18 protein-coding genes are annotated in these 20,097 nt (G+C 65.8%); 6 read left to right on the forward strand and 12 right to left on the reverse strand.

Features of this window, described 5'->3' with window-relative positions; genetic code table 11:
• Nucleotides 1-90: 90 nt before the first annotated feature.
• Both GPL20_RS24445 and GPL20_RS24450 read right to left on the reverse strand, forming a co-directional pair.
• The gene (locus GPL20_RS24445; protein ID WP_157332368.1) at nt 91-669 is read right to left on the reverse strand and encodes a hypothetical protein; all 579 of its coding nucleotides are present in this window, start codon (nt 667-669) and stop codon (nt 91-93) included.
• Between the two features lie 354 nt (nt 670-1,023).
• Nucleotides 1,024-1,824 carry a hotdog family protein gene (locus tag GPL20_RS24450; protein ID WP_157332370.1) on the reverse strand — a complete coding sequence of 267 codons (801 nt, stop codon included), beginning with the start codon at nt 1,822-1,824 and terminating at the stop codon, nt 1,024-1,026.
• A 117-nt stretch (nt 1,825-1,941) separates the two neighbouring features.
• Here GPL20_RS24450 and GPL20_RS24455 point away from each other — a divergent pair, with 117 nt between their 5' ends.
• From GPL20_RS24455 to GPL20_RS24465, 3 genes are all read left to right on the forward strand, one after another.
• Nucleotides 1,942-2,445, forward strand: a complete 504-nt coding sequence (locus tag GPL20_RS24455; RefSeq protein ID WP_157332372.1) for a YaiI/YqxD family protein — start codon at nt 1,942-1,944, stop codon at nt 2,443-2,445.
• Between the two features lie 2 nt (nt 2,446-2,447).
• A complete protein-coding gene (locus GPL20_RS24460; protein WP_157332374.1) occupies nt 2,448-4,259 on the forward strand; it encodes an ABC-F family ATP-binding cassette domain-containing protein in 1,812 nt (603 codons plus the stop codon).
• Between the two features lie 64 nt (nt 4,260-4,323).
• Nucleotides 4,324-5,403: a D-TA family PLP-dependent enzyme gene (locus GPL20_RS24465; protein WP_157332376.1), complete on the forward strand. Its 1,080-nt coding sequence runs from the start codon at nt 4,324-4,326 to the stop codon at nt 5,401-5,403.
• A 107-nt stretch (nt 5,404-5,510) separates the two neighbouring features.
• Here GPL20_RS24465 and GPL20_RS24470 read toward each other — a convergent pair whose 3' ends face one another.
• The 8 genes from GPL20_RS24470 to GPL20_RS24505 form a co-directional block, all read right to left on the reverse strand.
• Nucleotides 5,511-6,740: a BaiN/RdsA family NAD(P)/FAD-dependent oxidoreductase gene (locus tag GPL20_RS24470; RefSeq protein WP_157332378.1), complete on the reverse strand. Its 1,230-nt coding sequence runs from the start codon at nt 6,738-6,740 to the stop codon at nt 5,511-5,513.
• Between the two features lie 167 nt (nt 6,741-6,907).
• A complete protein-coding gene (locus GPL20_RS24475; RefSeq protein ID WP_157332380.1) occupies nt 6,908-7,825 on the reverse strand; it encodes an SDR family NAD(P)-dependent oxidoreductase in 918 nt (305 codons plus the stop codon).
• Between the two features lie 229 nt (nt 7,826-8,054).
• A complete protein-coding gene (locus tag GPL20_RS24480; protein WP_157332382.1) occupies nt 8,055-8,534 on the reverse strand; it encodes a MaoC family dehydratase in 480 nt (159 codons plus the stop codon).
• Nucleotides 8,535-8,609: 75 nt separating this feature from the next.
• Nucleotides 8,610-10,328 carry an AMP-binding protein gene (locus GPL20_RS24485; protein ID WP_157332384.1) on the reverse strand — a complete coding sequence of 573 codons (1,719 nt, stop codon included), beginning with the start codon at nt 10,326-10,328 and terminating at the stop codon, nt 8,610-8,612.
• A gap of 132 nt (nt 10,329-10,460) precedes the next feature.
• The gene (mmsB, locus tag GPL20_RS24490; RefSeq protein WP_157332386.1) at nt 10,461-11,348 is read right to left on the reverse strand and encodes a 3-hydroxyisobutyrate dehydrogenase; all 888 of its coding nucleotides are present in this window, start codon (nt 11,346-11,348) and stop codon (nt 10,461-10,463) included.
• A gap of 23 nt (nt 11,349-11,371) precedes the next feature.
• Nucleotides 11,372-12,442, reverse strand: a complete 1,071-nt coding sequence (locus tag GPL20_RS24495; protein WP_157332387.1) for an enoyl-CoA hydratase/isomerase family protein — start codon at nt 12,440-12,442, stop codon at nt 11,372-11,374.
• Entirely contained in the window at nt 12,439-13,584 is a 1,146-nt protein-coding gene (locus tag GPL20_RS24500; RefSeq protein WP_157332390.1) for an isobutyryl-CoA dehydrogenase, read from the reverse strand. The genes GPL20_RS24495 and GPL20_RS24500 overlap by 4 nt, the downstream gene beginning before the upstream one ends.
• A 125-nt stretch (nt 13,585-13,709) precedes the next feature.
• Entirely contained in the window at nt 13,710-15,206 is a 1,497-nt protein-coding gene (locus GPL20_RS24505) for a CoA-acylating methylmalonate-semialdehyde dehydrogenase (RefSeq protein ID WP_157332392.1), read from the reverse strand.
• A gap of 103 nt (nt 15,207-15,309) precedes the next feature.
• Between GPL20_RS24505 and GPL20_RS24510 the strand changes: the two genes are divergently transcribed.
• Nucleotides 15,310-16,218, forward strand: coding sequence for a LysR family transcriptional regulator (locus GPL20_RS24510; RefSeq protein ID WP_157332394.1), 909 nt, complete (start codon nt 15,310-15,312; stop codon nt 16,216-16,218).
• 132 nt (nt 16,219-16,350) lie between these two features.
• Here GPL20_RS24510 and GPL20_RS24515 read toward each other — a convergent pair whose 3' ends face one another.
• Together GPL20_RS24515 and GPL20_RS24520 are read right to left on the reverse strand one after the other, a co-directional pair.
• Nucleotides 16,351-16,971 carry a TetR/AcrR family transcriptional regulator gene (locus tag GPL20_RS24515; RefSeq protein ID WP_157332396.1) on the reverse strand — a complete coding sequence of 207 codons (621 nt, stop codon included), beginning with the start codon at nt 16,969-16,971 and terminating at the stop codon, nt 16,351-16,353.
• Between the two features lie 59 nt (nt 16,972-17,030).
• Complete coding sequence (locus GPL20_RS24520) at nt 17,031-17,570, reverse strand: PaaI family thioesterase (RefSeq protein ID WP_157332398.1); 540 nt, start codon at nt 17,568-17,570, stop codon at nt 17,031-17,033.
• Nucleotides 17,571-17,721: 151 nt separating this feature from the next.
• Here GPL20_RS24520 and GPL20_RS24525 point away from each other — a divergent pair, with 151 nt between their 5' ends.
• Together GPL20_RS24525 and GPL20_RS24530 are read left to right on the forward strand one after the other, a co-directional pair.
• The gene (locus GPL20_RS24525) at nt 17,722-18,492 is read left to right on the forward strand and encodes an enoyl-CoA hydratase (protein WP_157332400.1); all 771 of its coding nucleotides are present in this window, start codon (nt 17,722-17,724) and stop codon (nt 18,490-18,492) included.
• Between the two features lie 297 nt (nt 18,493-18,789).
• Nucleotides 18,790-19,986: an acetyl-CoA C-acyltransferase gene (locus tag GPL20_RS24530; protein WP_157332402.1), complete on the forward strand. Its 1,197-nt coding sequence runs from the start codon at nt 18,790-18,792 to the stop codon at nt 19,984-19,986.
• The last annotated feature ends 111 nt before the right edge of the window (nt 19,987-20,097 follow it).

A 20,097-nucleotide genomic window follows, 5' to 3' on the forward strand; every position in this document is an offset into this window, starting at 1 on the left:
AGGCCCGGCTGGCGCAGCTCGGCCTTCATCCTTCGAGACGCGCGTGAAGAACGCGCTCCTCAGGATGAGGGGATAGAGGAGTCCTCGCGGTTACTTGCCCAAATCGCGGTTATCGACGTACCGGATCGCGATCGGACGGCCCGCCAGGGCGCCTCCGAGGCCGTTGGTGAATTTCAGCGGCAGACATGCATTCAGCGATGAGTTGATGGCGTTCAGATAGCTCGTCCGGATGCCGGCCGGCACGCCCGCGGTCGCGTAGGTGAGGCGCGGCGGGCCGATCAGGCCACCCGCCTTGTTGAAGCTGAAGCGCACCGACATCTGCATGCCCGCGCGCGTGTTGTCTGATGGCGGCGACCAGCAGCTGCGCAGCTCGGCGAAGAGGTCGCCGATCGTGTCGAGATCGTGATCCGGCCTCTGATACTTGGCGCGGTCGGACGCGGAGGGCGCGCTCTCGATGGTGAGCTGGAGGTTCTGCCCGTACGGATAGTCGATTTCGGGAATGCAGGGACCGGGCTCGAGCGGGCTGCAATAGGACGGCGTGCAGGGACGTCCGTCGAGCACACTGCAAGGCTCGTGCGAAAACGGAATCGGATTGATCTGCCGGGGCCGCGCGTCGGCGGCAACCGTCGAGATCGCCAGCAAGAGAACAACAAGGATTCCGCGCCACATGATACGAGCTCACGATGCCGTTTGGACAGACGTGGCATCGCCAATGAACGCGTCAAGCCCCGCGGCCGTTCACATGCTCGCGTTCAAGCGCGTGTCGTGTGCCCGGCCTGACCCAGGGCAATCGCATTTGACGTTTTGGTGGCGGCCTGGGCGCGCGCCTCGTCCTTCGAGACGACCGCTCCGCGGTCTCCTCAGGATGAGGCTAAGCGGCAGGCTTGCCTGTTGAAATTGGTGCCGCACTCTGCCCTCATCCTGAGGGCCCGCCCAAAGGCGGGCGTCTCGAAGGGATGGCAGCAGAGAAACAGCTTGCATATGCGATTGCCCTGCGGCCTGACCGGGCGGCTTTGCCCTGCCCTACGCCGCCGCCTGCTCGCGCGGCTGGTAGATTGCGGTGTGCTGGCAGTGCGCCAGCGGGGTGGTGCCGTTGGCGACGACCAGCGCATCGAGCTCGACGAAGCGGTGGCCTTTCTTTTCGTAATTCGCCGTGACCTTTGCCCGCGCGGTGATCTCGTCGCCGGCGCGTGCGGCGGACAGCAGCTGCATGCGGCTGCCGACGTGAATCCACGGGCCCAGGATGGTGTTGTCGACCAGCAAGCGGTTCATCACGCGCTGGATCAGTCCGGGATGACCGAGCCCCTCGCGCGCGAAGATCGGATCGGCTTCCCTGATGTCGGCGAGGTAGTCAGCCGCATCCTGCCCGGCCCAGCGGCGCGGAATCGTGCCCAGCCATTTTCCGGTCTCGAACGTCGCGGGGCTGACCGGCCTGCGCTCGGCGGCCGCGGGGACCTCGACATAGTCGCTCAATGAAATCGCCGGCGCCGCCACCGGCAGCGACGCCGTGCCGGTGGCGCAGAGTTCGGTGCGGCTGAACACCTCGATCGTGAGAAGCTCATTGTGCTCGGTCGCGTCGACATCCGCGGGCTCGCCGTCATAGACCGGCTTGATGAAGCGGGCCTCGACCAACCCGCGGGCGAGGAAATCGCGGCCCCAGCGCGCCAGGGGCACATGCATCATATAGGCGAAGACATCGACGCCCGGGACCAGTCCGCCCTCGAAGCCGAAGCGGCGCGCCACCGTGTCGTCGTGCATCTTGTTTTCGGATTGTTTTGCGGTGTTGTAGGCCGCGACGCGGTAGGTTTCGAGCCGGTTCGGCATGGCGGGCCTTCCCTGGATTCTTGCCTGGATTCTTGTTGTTTCGGGCCGATGGTAGGCCCTGAGGAACCAGGGTCAATCCCCTCGCCTTTGCGGCCCGAATGAGGTACCACGCCGCCAATGACTGACACCCCCACCCGCATCTATGTCGACGCCGACGCCTGTCCGGTGAAGGACGAGATCTACCGCGTCGCGCTCCGGCACGGCGTGCCCGTGAGCGTGGTTGCCGGCAACTTCATTCGCGTGCCCCACGATCCCCTCATCGAGCGCATCGCGGCGGGGGCCGGCATGGACGCGGCCGACGACTGGATCGCCGAACGCGCCAGGCCCGGCGACGTGGTCGTGACATCAGACATTCCGCTGGCGAGCCGCTGCGTGAAGGCGGGCGCCGACGTGATCGCGCCGAACGGCAAGCCGTTCACGGAGGAATCGATCGGGATGACGCTGGCGGTGCGCAATCTGATGACGGATCTGCGTTCGGCCGGCGAAGTCACCGGCGGCCCGCGCTCGTTCGCGCCGCGCGACCGCTCCGCCTTCCTCTCGGCGCTCGACCAGACGCTGCGCCGGATCCAGCGCCGCCGCGCCGATCAGGCCGCAACCAGCCAGAATCTGAGTCAAGGCTAGTCATGGCGCCGCCGCTGATCCAACTCAAAGACATCAGGCTGACCTTTGGCGGCACGCCGCTGCTGAGCGGCGTCGAGCTCAATGTCGCGCCTTCCGAGCGCGTCTGCCTGATCGGCCGCAACGGCTCCGGCAAGTCGACGCTGCTGAAGATCGCGGCCGGCCTCGTCGAGCCCGACGGCGGCACGCGCTTCGTGCAGCCGGGCGCGACCGTCCGCTATCTGCCGCAGGAGCCGGATTTCGGCGAGCACAAGACCACGCTCGCTTATGTCGAGGCGGGACTTGCGCCCGGCGACGACCAGCACCAGGCGCGCTATCTGCTGGAGCAGCTTGGCCTCACCGGCGACGAGAACCCACACAATCTCTCCGGCGGCGAGGCCCGCCGCGCGGCGCTCGCGTGCGTGCTGGCGCCCTCGCCCGACATCTTGCTGCTGGACGAGCCGACCAACCATCTGGATCTCTCCACCATCGAATGGCTGGAACAGGAGCTCGACAGCCGCCGCAGCGCGCTGGTGCTGATCAGTCACGACCGCCGCTTCCTGACCAATCTGTCGCGCTCCACCGCCTGGCTCGACCGCGGCCGGATCAAGCAGATCGACCGCGGTTTTGCCTCGTTCGAGGCCTGGCGCGACGAGGTGCTGGCCGAGGAAGAGCGCGACCAGCACAAGCTCGATCGCAAGATCGTCGACGAGGAGCACTGGCTGCGCCACGGCGTCTCCGGCCGCCGCAAGCGCAACGTCAAGCGGCTCGCCAATCTGCATGCCTTGCGCGACCAGCGCCGCAACTATCGCGGCACGGCCGGCAGCGCCAATCTTGCGGCGGCGGAGGCGGAACAATCCGGCAAGCTGGTGATCGAGGCCAAGGCCATCACCAAGGCCTATGGCGAGCGCAAGATCGTCGAGACTTTCTCCACCCGCATTCAGCGCGGCGACCGGCTCGGCATCATCGGGCCGAACGGCGCCGGCAAGACCACGCTGGTCAATTTGCTCACCGGCGGCGCGCAGCCGGATTCCGGCACCCTGCGGCTCGGGGCCAATCTGGAGATGGCGACGCTCGACCAGCACCGCGAAAGCCTCGACCCGAAGACGACGCTGGCGGAAGCACTGACCGGCGGCCGCGGCGACCACGTCATGGTCGGCGGCAAGCCGAAGCATGTCGTCGGCTACATGAAGGATTTTCTGTTCGCGCAGGAGCAGCGCGGCACGCCGCTCGAGGTGCTCTCCGGCGGCGAGCGCGGCCGCCTGATGCTGGCGCGTGCGCTGGCGAAACCCTCGAACTTGCTGGTGCTGGACGAGCCGACCAACGATCTCGACCTCGATACCCTCGACGTGCTCGAGGAGATGCTCGGTGACTACGAGGGCACCGTCATCCTCATCAGCCATGACCGCGACTTCCTCGACCGCGTCGTCACCTCCGTGATCGCGCCTGAGGGCAATGGCAAGTGGATCGAATATGCCGGCGGCTATAGCGACATGCTGGCGCAGCGCGGCGCCGACCTGAAGCGCGAGACGGTGAAGGTCCAGCCTGCCACGGACAAAAGAGAGGAACACTCAGCGGCTCCCGCGTCCGCGCCCAAGCGGAAGCTGAGCTTCAACGAGAAACACGCGCTGGAAACGTTGCCGAAGAAGATGGAGACGTTGCACGCCGACATCGCCAAGCTGCAGCGCGTGCTCGACGATCCCAACCTCTACACCCGGGATCGCAAGAAATTCGACGATACGTCGGCCGCCATCGCCAAGGCCCATGAAGAACTGTCTGCCGCCGAAGAGCGCTGGCTCGAACTTGAAATGCTGCGTGAAGAGATAGAACAAGCCTAGCGCGCATTCTGCAAAAGTGGACACCGGCTTTGCGATCAGAATGCGCGCCAACCAAGAGACTTCCATGACAACCACCCTCGCCGCCAAGATCGCCCGCGAATACGGCACGCCCTGCGCCGTCATCGACATGGACAGGGTCGAGCGCAACATCGCGCGGATCCAGAAGGCCTGCGACGACGCCGGCATCGCCAGCCGGCCGCACATCAAGACGCACAAGAATCCGACGATCGCGAAGATGCAGATCGCGGCCGGCGCCAAGGGCATCACCTGCCAGAAGCTCGGCGAAGCCGAGATCATGGCCAATGCCGGCATCGACGACATCCTGATCAGCTACAATCTGCTCGGCGAAGAAAAGATGGCGCGACTCGGCGCGCTCCAGGCCAAGGCGAACATGACGGTCGCCGCCGACAATTCGACCGTCGTTGCTGGCCTGCCCAAGGCAGCCGCCGCATCCGGCCGGCCGCTCTCGGTCGTGGTCGAATGCGATACCGGTCGCAAGCGCGCCGGCGTCGAGACCCCGGCCGAAGCGATCGCGCTCGCCCGCGAGATCGCTGCGTCCAAGGGACTGCAATTCGCCGGCTTCATGCTCTACCCGACCGAAACCGGCTGGGCCGATGCGCAGAAGTTCTACGACGAGGCGCTGGCCGGCGTGCGCGCGCACGGGCTGGATGCAAAGATCGTCTCGACCGGCGGCACGCCGAACCTGAAGAATCTCGGCAAGCTCAAGGGCGGCACCGAGCATCGCTTCGGCACCTACATCTACAACGACCGCATGCAGGTCGCGGCCGGCGTCGCCAGCTGGGACGACTGCGCGCTGCACATCTATTCGACGGTGGTCAGCCGCGCCGCGCCCGAGCGCGGCATCCTCGACGCCGGCTCGAAGACGCTGACCACGGATACCGGCGGGCTCGACGGCCACGGCCTGATCCTGGAGCATCCCGAAGCCAAGATCGCGCGCTTTGCCGAGGAGCACGGCTTCCTCGACCTCTCCCGCAGCAACACGCGTCCCAATGTCGGCGACGTCGTCCGCATCGTGCCGAACCATGTCTGCGTCGTCGTCAACATGATGGACGAGGTGGTGATGGTGCGCGGCGAGGAAATCATCGGCACGCTGCCGGTCGCGGCGCGGGGGAAGCTGCGGTAAGCGGTGCTTCCACAAATGTCATTGCGAAGAGCACTTGCGACGAAGCAATCCAGACTGTCGCCGCGGAAAGATTCTGGATTGCTTCGCTGCGCTCGCAATGACGTAGGTTAGCGCCGCAGCCACTCCAGCACACCCCTGCCGGCGGCCGCGCCTGTCGCAAACGACGCCTGCAGCAGATACCCACCCGTCGGCGCTTCCCAGTCCAGCATCTCCCCCGTGGCGAAGACGCCGGGCAGCTTGCGGATCATGTAGTCCGCATCGAGTTCATCGAACGAAATGCCGCCAGCACTGGAGATCGCGCGCGCGATCGGCGCGACGCCGGTCAGCTTGATCGGCACGGCGTTGATCAGCGCCGCCAATCGTTCGGGCGAGATCGCCGACAGCGACTGTCCCGTCCCGATCGTGGCTTCCTGAAGCAGTCCGACCGCGATGGGCGAGAGCTGCGCGGCCTTGCGCAGGAAGTTGGAGAAGGATTGCTTGCCGCGCGATGCAGACAGGCGCCTGGTCAGCTCGGCCCGATCGACGTCCGGACGCAAGGCAACGTGCAGCACCGCCTCGCCGCTCACGGCAATCGCCTCGCGCAATTCCGCCGAGAGCGCGTAGATCGCCCCGCCCTCGATCCCGGCCCGCGTGACGATCGCCTCGCCGCGCAGGCTGTGCGCGCCGAAGTCCAGCGCAATCCCCTTGAGCGGCTGGCCTTCGAACCGCGTGCGGAAGACATCGGACCAGGCAACGGTGAAGCCGCAATTGGCAGGCCGCAGCGGCGATATCGCGATGCCTTTGTCCGCCAGAATTGTCACCCAGCCGCCGTCGGAGCCGAGCCGTGGCCAGCTCGCGCCGCCGAGCGCGAGGACCTTGGCTTTGGCTGCGATGGCACCTGCACCCTCGGATGTCTGAAACACCAGCCGCCCCTCGCCGTCCCAGCCGGTCCAGCGATGGCGAAAGGCGAAGCGGACGCCGCTGGCATCGAGCCGCCGCAGCCACGCGCGCAGCAAGGGCGAGGCCTTGAACGCCTTCGGAAACACACGGCCGCTGGTACCGACGAAGGTCGGCTCACCCAGTGCCTCACTCCAGGCGCGCAAGGCATCGGGTGGAAACGCCTCGATCGCCGCTTGCAGCCTCCGTGCCGCCGCGCGATATCGCGCCATGAACTGCGGCAGCGGCTCGCTGTGGGTGAGATTGAGGCCGCCCCGGCCCGCCATCAGGAATTTGCGGCCCGCGGATGGCATCGCGTCGTACACGGTGACACGGGCGCCGCCCTGCGCCAGCACCTCCGCCGCCATCAGCCCGGCGGGACCGGCACCGATGACCGCGATGTGGTTGTCCGTTGTGGTCATGGCGGGAGTTTAGGCCAGATTCTCGCACCAGAAACAGCGTCATTCCCGATTGCGCAAGTGCGCAACGGGGGCGCGCGAAGGGCGAGCCCGGAATCCATTGGGCGGCAGAGACGGTGGTGCGATGGATTCCGGGCTCGCCCTTCGGGCGCCCCGGAATGACAGCGGAGCTAGAGCTTTATGCCCGCCCTCGCCGCAGCCTGTGCCACGTATTTCTGCGTCTGCTCGAACGCGCCTTGCAACGCCTTCGCCTTCGACATTTCGCTGATCTCTGCGAAATGCGCGGCGATGGCGTCGGGCGTCCATTCGGACTCCGGCAGGTTGATGCCCTCGCTCTCGACAATCTTGATCACCGCAAACGAGCCGGCACCTGCGCCCATGATGGTACGGGTCGGCGCATCCTCGCTCAGCATGTACTCGACCGCGGGCGTGATCGCGTTCGGCTTCATCAGCTGCAGCGCCTGCGGCGGCAGCAGCTCTTCGGTCATGCGGGTCGCGGCCGTCGGCGAGATGATGTTGACGCGGATGTTGTTCTTGCGGCCTTCTTCCGCCAGCACGTTCATCAGGCCGACCATGCCGGACTTGGCCGCGCCGTAATTGGCCTGGCCGAAATTGCCGTAGAGGCCGGAGGACGACGTTGTCAGCACGATGCGACCGTAGTTGCGGTCGCGCATGCCGGCCCAGGCAGCCTTGCAGCAATAGAAGGTGCCGACCAGATGCACGTCCAGCACCTTCTGGAAATCAGCGGCCTCCATCTTGCCGAACGACTTGTCGCGCAGGATGCCGGCATTGGCGCACAGGAGATCGACGCTGCCCCACTCCTTGGTGGCGCGCTCGACCATGGCGGTGACCTGCTCGAAGTTCGAGACATCAGCGCCGTCGGCCATCGCGGTGCCGCCCGCTTTACGGATCTCCTCGACCACGGCTTCCGCGGGCGACAGCGAACCGCCGGTGCCATCGCGCGCGCCGCCGAAATCGTTGACAACGACCTTGGCACCGCGGCTCGCCAATCCCAGCGCATGCGCGCGCCCCAGACCATTGCCCGCGCCGGTGACGATGGCGACGCGTCCGTCGAACCTGATTGCCATGAGTGCAGTTCCTGTCTGCTTCCCTTCTCCCCTTGCGGGAGAAGGTGGCGCAAAGCGCCGGATGAGGGGTCTCTCTCCACAGATGTGCTCGCGGAGAGAGACCCCTCACCCGGCTTCGCTTCGCGAAGCCACCCTCTCCCACAAGGGGAGAGGGTTCGAGCGCACCGATTTGGGCAGCTTTTGAGCAGCGATGGGTTGCCGGGTCAAGCCCACCTAACGACGAGCGGCATCAGGCGAAATAGATCAGGCCGAGCCATTCCGCGACCAGCGCGGGCTTGTCCTCGCCTTCGATCTCCACCGTGACGTTGGTGCGGGACTGCAATTCGTTCGGCTTGCGCAGCTTGGCTTCCGCCAGCACGAAACGACCGCGGACGCGCTTGCCCGAGCGCACCGGCGAGATGAAGCGTAGCTTGTCGAAGCCGTAATTGACGCCCATCGTGGTGCCGGCGATCACCGGCATCACCTCATAGGACATGATCGACATCAGCGACATCGTCAGGAAGCCGTGCGCGATGGTGGTGCCGAAGGCGGTTTCCTTCTTCGCACGTTCCGGATCGACATGGATGAACTGGTGATCCTCGATCACGTCGGCATAGGTGTCGATGCGGGGCTGGTCGATCAGGTGCCATGAGGACACGCCGATCTCCTTGCCGACCATGGCCTGATAGGCCTCGAGGGAGATGGGCGGCTTCTTCCAGACTTCGTTCATTCAGTCACTCCAACGGCCGTCATTCCGGGCTCGATGCTGCGCATCGCCCCGGAATGACGAGCTCTCTTCGTTCACTTAGCTATCACCCCTGGCTTTCGCCAGCTCCGGAAAATCCTCCTCACGGAATTCCCGTCCGCGCAGCGGATCATTGCGATCATCGTCGCGTTCCAGCCTGCGTAGCTGCACACGACGGATTTTTCCAGAGATCGTCTTCGGCAGCTCCGTGACGATTTCGAGGCGGCGGATGCGCTTGAACGGCGCAAGGCGCGTGTGCAGATGCTGGAAGATCGAGAGCGCCGTCGCCGGCGAGCGCTCCGCTCCCGACGTCAGCAGCACGAAGGCCTTGGGGATCGCGAGCCGGATCGGATCAGGACTTGGCACCACCGCGGCTTCCGCCACCAGCTCATGCTCCAGCAGCACGCTCTCCAGCTCGAACGGGCTGATGCGGTAGTCGGACGATTTGAACACATCGTCGGAGCGACCGACGAAGGTGAGATAGCCGTCCTCATCTTCGAACACGACATCGCCGCTGCGGTAAAGCTCGCCTTCCGCACCGGACAATCCGCCGTCGTCGCCCTGATAGCCCTGCATCAGGCCGGCGGGACGGTCGGCGCCGAGCACCAGCGCCACCTCGCCCTCCTTGGCCGGATGGCCGTCGGCATCGCTGATCTGCACGCGATAGCCCGGCAGCGGCCGGCCCATCGAGCCGACCTTGATCTTTTGCCCTGCCGAATTGCCGGCGAGCGCGGTGGTCTCGGTCTGGCCGTAGCCGTCGCGGATGGTGAGGCCCCAGGCGGCCTGCACCTGGTCGATCACTTCAGGATTGAGCGGCTCGCCGGCGCCGCAGACCTCGCGAAGCGCCACCTTGAACGATGCCAGGTCCTCCTGGATGAACAGCCGCCACACCGTCGGCGGCGCGCACAGCGTGGTGACGCCGCAGCGGCCGATGGTGGCGAGCAGGCCTTTTGCATCGAAGCGCGGCTGGTTGACCACGAACACGGTCGCGCCCGCATTCCACGGCGCAAAGAAGCAGCTCCAGGCATGCTTGGCCCAGCCGGGCGAAGAGATGTTGAGATGGACATCGCCGGGCTTCAGGCCGATCCAGTACATGGTCGAGAGATGGCCGACGGGGTAGCTGCGCTGGCTGTGGCGCACCAGCTTTGGTTTTGCCGTCGTGCCCGAGGTGAAATAGAGCAGCATCGGGTCGTCGGCCCTGGTCGGGCCGTCGGGCGTGAACGCGTCCGACGCTTTCGCCGCCTCGTCATAAGCCAGCCAGCCATCCGAGGTCGCGCCGACCACGATGCGAACGATGTTCTCCGCGCCCAGGCTTGCGAATTTCGCCACCTGGTCCTCTGCGGCCACCACCGCCTTCGCCTTGCCGCGATCGAGCCGGTCGCGAAGCTCCTCGGCGGTGAGCAGCGTCGTCGCCGGGATCACGACGACGCCGAGCTTCATCGCAGCCAGCATTGTCTCCCACAGCGGTACCACGTTGCCGAGCAGCAGCAGGAGATGATCGCCGCGCTTCAAGCCCTGCGCGCGGAGGAAGTTCGCGACCTGGTTGGAGCGCTGCGACAGCGCCGCGAAGGAGAGTTTTGTCTGTCTGTCCTGCGCGGCATCGACAATCCAGAGCGCGGGCCGGTCCTTAGCTTCCGCATCCGCCGCCAGCCCGGCGTCGAACCAGTCGAGCGCCCAGTTGAACGGAACCGGATCGGGCCAGCGGAAATCCTTGACCGCTGTCTCGTAATCCGTGCGGTGCCTTAGAAGAAACGCGCGCGCTTCCTGAAATGTCGTCATGGTCGGGGCCCGTCGAATTGATCTTCGAGCGTAGCCCGGATGGAGCGAAGCGCAATCCGGGGCCGGCACCGCAATTGGAAGCAGCTGTCCCGGATTTCGCTTCGCTCCATCCGGGCTACGGGCAAAGCCTCGCTATTTTCCAGCGAGGCTGCGAACGTGCTTGATAATTCCGGAAAAATCCACCCCGCCCTGGCCGGCTGCGTCGAAAGACTGATAGATCTCCTGCGCGTGCTTGCCGAGCGGCGTGGCCGCGCCCGCAGCCTTCGCGGCATCCTGCGCCAGCGTCAGGTCCTTCACCATCAGCGCCGAGGCAAAGCCCGGCTTGTAATCGTTGTTGGCCGGCGAGGTCGGCACCGGGCCCGGCACCGGGCAATAGGTCGTGAGCGACCAGCACTGGCCCGACGAGGTCGAGGCGACGTCGAACAGCGCCTGATGCGACAGCCCGAGCTTCTCAGCCAACGCAAACGCCTCGCTCACCGCGATCATGGAAATGCCGAGGATCATGTTGTTGCAGATCTTGGCCGCCTGGCCTGCGCCGGCGCCGCCGCAATGGACGATCTTCTTGCCCATCTTCTCCAGCACGGGTTTTGCCGCCGCAAACGCGCTCTCCTCGCCGCCGCACATGAAGGTGAGCGTTGCGCCCTTGGCGCCGCCGGTGCCGCCCGAGACCGGCGCGTCGACCGAGAGCACGCCGTGCTTGCCCGCCAGCGCATGCGCCTGCCGCGCGCTCTCGACGTCGATGGTGGAACTATCGATGATCAGCGCGCCCTTGCCCATGACGGGAACGACCTCGCTCCAGACGCCGAGCACGTGCTTGCCGGCCGGCAGCATGGTGACGACGACCTCGGCCCCCTTCACCGCGCTCGCGGCGCTGTCGGCAATGGCTGCGCCGTCGGCCTTGGCTTGCGCGCGCGACGCCTCGACGAGGTCGAACGCCATCACCTTGTGGCCGGCCTTGACCAGGTTGGCGGCCATCGGGCCGCCCATGTTGCCGAGACCGATGAATGCGATCGTGGCCATCTTCGTTTCCTCCGCTTGAGACGTTATTGGTTGAACTTCAATTCGTCGGCGCCGATCTCGGCGAGATACGGCGCCAGCATCTGCGGCGTCACGTCCTCGATTCGGGGCGGCGACCAGCTCGGATTGCGGTCCTTGTCGATCACGGCAGCGCGCACCCCCTCGCGGAAATCGTCGCTGCGGAAGACTTCGAGCGCGGCACGATATTCGCGCACCAGACACTCCTCCAGGCTCGACGCCGCGCGCGCGAGCCGCAGCAGCTTGAGCGTCACCACCATGCCCCGCGGCGATTTTTCGTTCAGCGTCTTCAGCGTCGCCAGCGCAAACTCCGAGCCGTCGCGCTTCAGCGCGCCGAAGATGTCTTCCATACGGTCGAAGCCGAACAATGCGTCGATAACAGGTTCCTTTGCGGCGACCGGCCCCGCGATCTCACCAGTCGCGAACCCGTTGATGAGCTTGCTGACCTCGGTCGCGCTCACGCCCTGGCGAACCTTCGTCAGCGCCCCGCGCAGCTCCGGCCATTTGGCCGCCGGCACCACGGCATCCGCGAACTTCGCGTGGACGGCATCGGGCCCGTTCATGGTCTGGCCGGTCAGGCCGAAATAGGTGCCGATCTCGCCCGGCGAGCGCGATAGCAGATAGGTGCCGCCGACGTCGGGGAAGAAGCCGAGCCCGACCTCGGGCATCGCAAGCTTGGTGCGGTCGGTGACGACGCGATGGCTGGCATGGGCGGAGAGCCCGACGCCGCCGCCCATCACGATGCCGTCCATGAAGGCGACATAGGGTTTGGGAAACTTCTTGATCCGGGCGTTGAGGATGTATTCCTCCCGCCACAGGATCTTGCCGAGGTCACCATTGACCTTCGAGCTTTCCCAGAGCGTGCGGATGTCGCCGCCGGCGCACAGGCCGCGCTCGCCGGCGCCCTCGAGCAGGATCACGACAACTGCAGGATCGGCCTCGAAACGGTCGAGCGCCTTGTCGATATCACGAAACATCTCCAGCGTCACGGCGTTGATCGCCTTGGGGCGATTGAGCCGGATCACGCCGGCTGCGCCCTCGACACGGGCGACCAGATCGCCCTCTTCCACTGAACTCATCGCGCGCCCTCGATCAGTTTGCGCGCCACGATGAGCCGCATGATTTCGTTGGTGCCTTCGAGGATCTGGTGCACGCGCAGATCGCGCACGATCTTCTCGATGCCGTATTCGCTTAAGTAGCCGTAGCCGCCGTGAAGCTGGAGGGCGTGATTGGCGACCTCGAAGCCGACATCGGTGCCGAAGCGCTTGGCCATCGCGCACAGCATGGTGGCATCAGGGTCCTTGCGGTCCAGCGCGGCGGCTGCGCGCCACAGGAAGGTGCGTGCGGCTTCGAGCTCGATCGCCATGTCGGCGAGGCGGAATTGCAGCGCCTGGAATTCGTCGAGGCGCTTTCCAAAGGCCTTGCGCTCCTTCATGTAGGCGCGCGCCTTGTCGAGCGCAGTTTGGGCACCACCAAGAGAACACGCCGTGATGTTGAGGCGGCCGCCATCGAGGCCGGCCATCGCGATCTTGAAGCCGACGCCCTCCTCGCTCAGCCGGTTGGCGACCGGCACGCGCGCGTTCTCGAACACCACGGCGCGGGTCGGCTGCGCGTTCCAGCCCATCTTGCGCTCGTTGGCGCCGAACGACACGCCCGGCGTGTTGCCTTCGATGACGAGGGTCGAGATGCCGCCGGGGCCGTCGCCGCCGGTCCTGACCATCGCGACCAGCACATCAGTGCCGCCGGCGCCGGAGATGAACTGCTTCTGGCCGTTGAGCACGTAATGGTCGCCATCGCGCACCGCGCGGGTGCGCAGCGCCGCTGCATCCGAGCCGGCGCCCGGCTCGGTCAGGCAGTAGCTCGCGATCAGCTCCATGGTGCAGAGCTTTGGCAACCACTTCTGGCGCTGGGTGTCGCTGCCGTAGGCATCGATCATCCAGCTCGCCATGTTGTGGATGGAGATGAACGCCGAGGTGGTCGGACAGCCCGTCGCCAACGCCTCGAAGATCAGCGCCGCGTCGAACCGCGTCATCGCGGAGCCGCCGACATCGTCGCGGATGTAGATTCCGCCCATGCCGAGGGCCGCCGCCTCGCGCATCACGTCGACGGGGAAATGCTTCTCCTCGTCCCAGCGCAGCGCGTGCGGGGCGATCTTCTCCGCCGCAAACGCCAACGCCATGTCGCGAACCGCGATCTGATCCTCGTTCAGAGCGAACTGCATGCTGACGCCTACCCTCTTGTCCATCGTCATTGCGAGCGCAGCGAAGCAATCCAGGCTGCCTCCTCAGAAAGACTCTGGATTGCTTCGTCGCTACGCTCCTCGCAATGACGGGCTGGGCAACAGCCCTACTTCATCAGCGGGATCGAGAACTCCGCACCTTCCTTGACGCCGGACGGCCAGCGCGAGGTCACCGTCTTGGTCTTGGTGTAGAAGCGGACCGCGTCCGGGCCGTGCTGGTTGAGATCGCCGAAGCCCGACTTCTTCCAGCCGCCGAAGGTGTAATAGGCAATCGGGACCGGGATCGGCACGTTGATGCCGACCATGCCGACGTTCACCTTGGCGGCGAAGTCGCGCGCCGCGTCGCCGTCGCGGGTGAAGATCGCAACGCCGTTGCCGTAGTCGTGGTCGGACGGCAGCGCCAGAGCTTCCTTGTAGTCGTGCGCCCGCACGACCGAGAGCACCGGGCCAAAGATCTCTTCCTTGTAGATCCGCATGTCCTTGGTGACGTTGTCGAACAGCGAACCGCCGAGATAGAAGCCGTTCTCGTAGCCCTGCATCTTGAAGCCGCGACCGTCCACGGCCAGCGTCGCACCTTCCTTGATGCCGATGTCGATGTAGCTCTTGACCTTCTCGACCGCCTCTCGGGTCACCAGCGGACCGTAATCGGCCGACGGATCGATCGAGGTGCCGATCTTCAAGGATTCGACACGCGGGATCAGCTTCTCCATAAGGCGGTCGGCGGTGGCCTTGCCGACGGGGACCGCTACCGAGACCGCCATGCAGCGCTCGCCGGCCGAGCCGTAGCCGGCGCCGATCAGCGCGTCGACGGCCTGGTCCATGTCCGCGTCGGGCATCACGATGGCGTGGTTCTTGGCGCCGCCAAAGCACTGGCAGCGCTTGCCGGTTTGCGCGGCGCGCTCATAGATGTACTGAGCGATCGGCGTCGAGCCGACGAAGCCGACGGCCTTGACGTCGGGATCGTCGAGGATGGCGTCGACCGCATCCTTATCGCCGTTGACGACGTTGAGGATGCCGGCCGGCAGGCCTGCTTCCATCATGAGTTCGGCGAGCAGCATCGGCACGCCGGGATCGCGCTCCGACGGCTTGAGGATGAAGGCGTTACCGCAGGCAATCGCGGGGGCGAACTTCCACATCGGGATCATCGCCGGGAAATTGAACGGCGTGATGCCGGCGACGACGCCGAGAGCCTGGCGCATGGAATAGATGTCGATGCCGGGGCCGGCGCCTTCGGTGTACTCGCCCTTCATCAGGTGCGGGATGCCGCAGGCGAATTCCGCGACCTCGAGGCCGCGCTGGATGTCGCCCTTGGCGTCCGGCACGGTCTTGCCGTGCTCGCGCGCCAGCAGCTCGGCGAGCTTGTCGTAGTCGCGCTGAACCAGCTCCACGAACTTCATCATCACGCGGGCGCGGCGCTGCGGATTGGTCGCGGCCCATTCCGGCTGCGCGGCGCGGGCGTTCTCGACGGCGGCGCGGACCTCGGCCTTGGACGCCAGCGCGACCTTGGCCTGGACGTCACCGGTCATCGGCTCGAAAACGTCGGCGGTGCGGCCCGAGGTACCCTTGACCTCCTTGCCGCCGATGAAGTGTCCGATTGAACGCATGGAATGATCTCCTTGGAAACCGAGCTTGATCGCTTTGACAAATCCTATCGACCTGCATTTTATAGGATTCAAGTCTGAGATATTGCACCATAGATGTGCGAAAATGCTGGATCAAGGCGCTATCGATTGGGACGACTTTCGCTTCGTGCTGGCCATCGTGCGGGGCGGCTCGGTGTCGGCTGCGGCAAAACAGCTCGGGGTCGACCATGCCACGGTGATCCGCCGCGTCGACCGGCTGGAGAAGCACCTTTCGGCCAAGCTGTTTGACCGGCGCAAGACCGGCTATCTCCTCACCGAGGCCGGCCAGCGCGTCGCCGACAGCGCCGAAGCGATGGAATCGACCATCGTCGCCAACCAGGAGCAGGTCGGCGGCTCGGTGGCGCGGCTGACCGGCACGGTCCGGATCGGTGCGCCCGACGGATTTGGCACCGCCTTCCTGGCGCCGCGGCTCGCACCCTTTGCCGACCGGTATCCCGATCTCGATCTGCAACTTGTAGCGACCGCGCGGCTGTTCAGCCTCTCCAAGCGCGAGGCCGACATCGCGATCAGCCTGACCATGCCGAAGGAAGGCCGCATCGTCGGCCGCAAGCTGCTCGACTACCGCCTCGGGCTCTATGCCGCGCCCGCCTATCTCGACCGCTTCCCAGAGATCACCTCGCGGCAGGACCTGCCGCAGCACCGCTTTGTCGGTTACATCGAAGAGCTCTTGTTCACGCCGGAGCTCGACTATTTGCCGCAGGTGTCGCCGAAGATTTCCGCACGTTTCCGCAGCGCCAATCTGATCGCGCAGCTCAACGCCACGCTCTCGGGCTTCGGCATCGCGGTGCTGCCGCATTTCATGGCGAGCGATTATCCGCAGCTCAAAGCCGTGCTGCCGGAGGAGATCTCGATCACGCGCACGTTCTGGATGCTGATGCACGCCGACAGCAAGGACCTCGCGCGAATCCGGGCGGTGGCGGATTACATCGGCGAGATCGTGGAGCGCGAGCGGGCGTTGTTTGCGGGACGGTAGCACCGGCCTCGTAGGGTGGGCAAAGCTACGAGATGCGCGAATGCGCGGCTCGCGGCGTGCCCACCATGCCAACCGCAACCGTGGAGAGATGGTGGGCACGGCGCAAGGGCGCCTTTGCCCACCCTACGGCACCTAATTCTGCTTCGCCTTCCTCGCCGTCGCAGCCTTCGGCTCACGCTTCGCGCCGTCCAGCGCACTGTCCCGGCCCGCCTTGAGCACCTCGTCCGAGAGCTCGCTCGATCCGGCGATGCGCGCCAGCAGCATGGTGCCGGCCATCGTGGCGAGCGTCGCGATCGCCTGTTTTCGCGCGGCCTTGCGCGGCATGTTCGGGATGTAATCGGTCATCATCTCGACCATCTCGTCGAGCTTGCCGGCGAACGCCTTTCGCGTCTTCGGACTCTCGCGGGCGATCTCGGCACCGAGCGCAGGAATCGAACAGCCATGGCCGGGATTGTCGCGGTGCAGCGCGGAGAGATAGCTCTCCGTGATCAGTGCCAACCGCTTTTCAGGAGAGGCCTCGCCGGTGAGCTTGCGCCAATGCTCCATCGAGCGGTCCATGGCGTAGGCAAAGGCCTCGATCACCAGCGCCTCGCGGGAATCGAAATGCGCGTAGAAGCCGCCATGGGTCAGTCCGGCCTCTTTCATGAGGTCGGCAACGCCGATGCCATGGGCGCCCTTTTCGCGCAACCGCACCGAGGCCTTCCTCACGATGCGGTCGTGGGTTTCCTGCTTGTGTTCCCGGGAATAGCGCATGCAATTCTCATTGGATGTCGGAAGTCATCTAATAACACGCAAATCGTCCCGAGTGCGCATTAATTCGCAGTTAAGTTGGTGCCGATCATGGAAAACGTGGCCGTCGCGTGCACCGCAAGCGCCCCCTTGCCGTCGCGAACGAAGCCTTCGGTGTAGCTGGTCTGCCGTCCCAGCTTGATCAATTTGCCTTCGGCGGAGATCAGACCGGAGCGGACCGAGAGCGGCCGCAGGAAGGTGAGCTTCAGGTCGAGCGTCACCGAGCCCTGACCAGCCTCGAGGCGGGTGGAAATCGCACAACCCATGGCTGTATCGAGCAGCGCCGCAGCCGTGGCGCCATGCAGGAGCCCGATGGTATTCTCGAGATCCTCCCGCGGCTCCAGTTCCATCACGATCCGCCCCGGCTCGACCACGGCCATGACGAAGCCGATCAGTTTTGCGAAGGGCGGCGGGGGCAAGCGACCATCGCGAATTCCGAGCATGGCGTCCATGCCCGAAAGTCCCGACGCCACTCTGGCAACCGGTGCCGGAACCTGCCAGTCCACCACGCGTTGGCGCCGGCCCTCCGGCGAAAACAGGTCGCGTCGCTCCGTGTCAGTCATGGCTCGCCCTTAATATGATTTGCATCATACTATACGGCGGACTTGGCGCTGGCAACCGGCCCCGCCCCGCTTGACAACCCGATCATTTCGCTACGGAAGTGAACGCGACCGGCGCGCTGGCGCGCACGCCCACGAAAATGCGAGACCCATCATGGAAATGCTCAACAACCATTGCGGTGTGACGCGCGATGCGCGCGGTGTCGTTCATGTCGCGATCTGCAACGCTGGCTCGCTCAACATCCTCGGCTCGCCCGTGACCGACGCGGTGCGCGAAGGCCTGCAGCAGCTCAGCTCCGATCGCAGTATCCGCGTCGCGGTGCTGCGCGGGCAGAGCGAGAAGAGCCTGATTGGCGGCGCCGACATCAAGGAGATGGCGACGCTCGACCAGAACTCCGCCGAAGCCTTCATCAGCCGCCTGCGCGATCTCTGCGAAGCCGTGCGCGCCTTCCCGGCTCCCGTGATCGCGCGGATGCCCGGCTGGTGCCTCGGCGGCGGGCTCGAGGTCGCTGCCGCCTGCGACTTCCGGATCGCGGCGCACGATGCGCATTTCGGCATGCCCGAGGTCCGCGTCGGCATCCCCTCGGTGATCCACGCCGCGCTGCTGCCCCGCCTGATCGGCTGGGCCCGCGCGCGCTGGCTGGTGATGACGGCGGAGAATATCGACGCGCCGACGGCGCTGGCCTGGGGATTGGTCGACAAGGTCGCGCCGGAAGGCGGGCTCGATGCGGCCGTCGAGCACTTGGTGAAGGCGTTGCTCGAATGCGGTGCGGAGGCGCTGCGCTCGCAGAAGGCCCTGCTGCGGCGATGGGAGGAGCTGCCGCTGACGGAGTCGGTCAATCTCAGCGTCAAAGTGTTCGGCGAGTCGTTCCTGACGGACGAGCCGACGCGGCTGATGCAAGCGTTTGTGAACAGGAAGCGGTAGGCCCGCTCCGACGACGGTGTCATGCCCCGCCACCGGGTCTCGCCTTCGGCGAGCCCGATGACAGGCTCCGGCGGGGCATCCAGTACGCCGCGGCCTCTCGATCCATCACAGCCGTCAGGGAGTACTGGATCGCCCGCCTTCGCGGGCGATGACAGTGTGCCGTGGGTGCGCCCTCCCCCATCGAACGACCAAATCTCATCCGAACCACGACATTTTCTCATCCCTGCCGCGGTTGCATTTTTTGCGCCGCATCATATGATGGTCATAATCTTACCCGTCATCGCAGGGAGTCTTGTCATGGCCGAAGCCGCCGATCCCGTCGTCATCGTCTCCGCCGCCCGCACCCCGCTCGGCCGCTTCATGGGCGAACTGTCGCCGCTCGCCGCACACAAGCTCGGATCGCATGTGATTGGAGCTGCGCTGGAACGCGCCAGGCTCGCACCCGAGAAGGTGGATGAAGTCTTCATGGGCTGCGTGCTGCCGGCCGGCCAAGGCCAGGCGCCGGCGCGCCAGGCCGCGCGCGCGGCTGGCCTTCCCGATGCGACCGGCGCGACCACGGTCAACAAGGTCTGCGGCTCCGGCATGAAGGCGACCATGCTGGCGCACGACATCATCCGCGCCGGCTCGGCCAAGATCGTCGTCTCCGGCGGCATGGAGAGCATGAGCAACGCGCCGTATCTTTTGGCCAAGGCGCGCGGCGGCTATCGCGCCGGCCACGACCGTATCATCGACCACATGATGATGGATGGCCTTGAAGACGCCTACGAGACCGGCCGCTCCATGGGCGATTTCGGCGAGGCGACCGCGGAAGCCTACCAGTTCACGCGCAAGGACCAGGACGCCTATGCGATGGAGACACTCAGCCGCGCCCGCAAGGCGGTCGAGGGCGGCGCATTCAAGGCCGAGATCGCGCCGATCACGCTGACCGAGAAAGCGGGTCCCCGCGTCATCGCCAATGACGAGCATCCGCTGAAGGTTGACCCGGCCAAGATTCCCGGATTGAAGCCGGCGTTCCGTGCCAACGGCACCATCACGCCGGCGGCCTCCTCCGCCAACGCCGACGGCGCCGCCGCGCTGGTGCTGACCAAGCGCTCGCTCGCCGATCGGGGCGGCCTGCCGGTCCTCGCCGAGATCAAGGGCCACGCCACGCACAGCCAGGAGCCGCAATGGTTCACCACGGCGCCGATCCCGGCGATCCGCAAGCTGCTCGACAAGGTTGGCTGGAGCGCAGGTGACGTCGACCTGTTCGAGATCAACGAGGCCTTTGCCGTGGTGGCGATGGCAGCGCAGCGCGACCTCGGCATCCCCGGCGACAAGCTGAACATCAACGGCGGCGCCTGCGCGCTCGGCCATCCCATCGGCGCGACCGGCGCGCGGCTGATCGTGACGCTGCTGCATGCACTCGAGGCGCAGAACCTCAAGCGCGGCGTTGCGGCGCTCTGCATCGGCGGCGGCGAGGCCACGGCAATTGCGGTGGAACGCCTCGCGCACTGACGCAGGAAAGTCTGAAAATGAGGGAACTCTGTCATTTGAGACAGACGCGTTCCGTGTCATTCTGCATCCTCGCGCAGGTCTCCTTACGCCTGCCCATCAACATTGAGGCCC

It is taken from the genome of Bradyrhizobium cajani, assembly GCF_009759665.1.
Classification (GTDB): domain Bacteria; phylum Pseudomonadota; class Alphaproteobacteria; order Rhizobiales; family Xanthobacteraceae; genus Bradyrhizobium; species Bradyrhizobium cajani.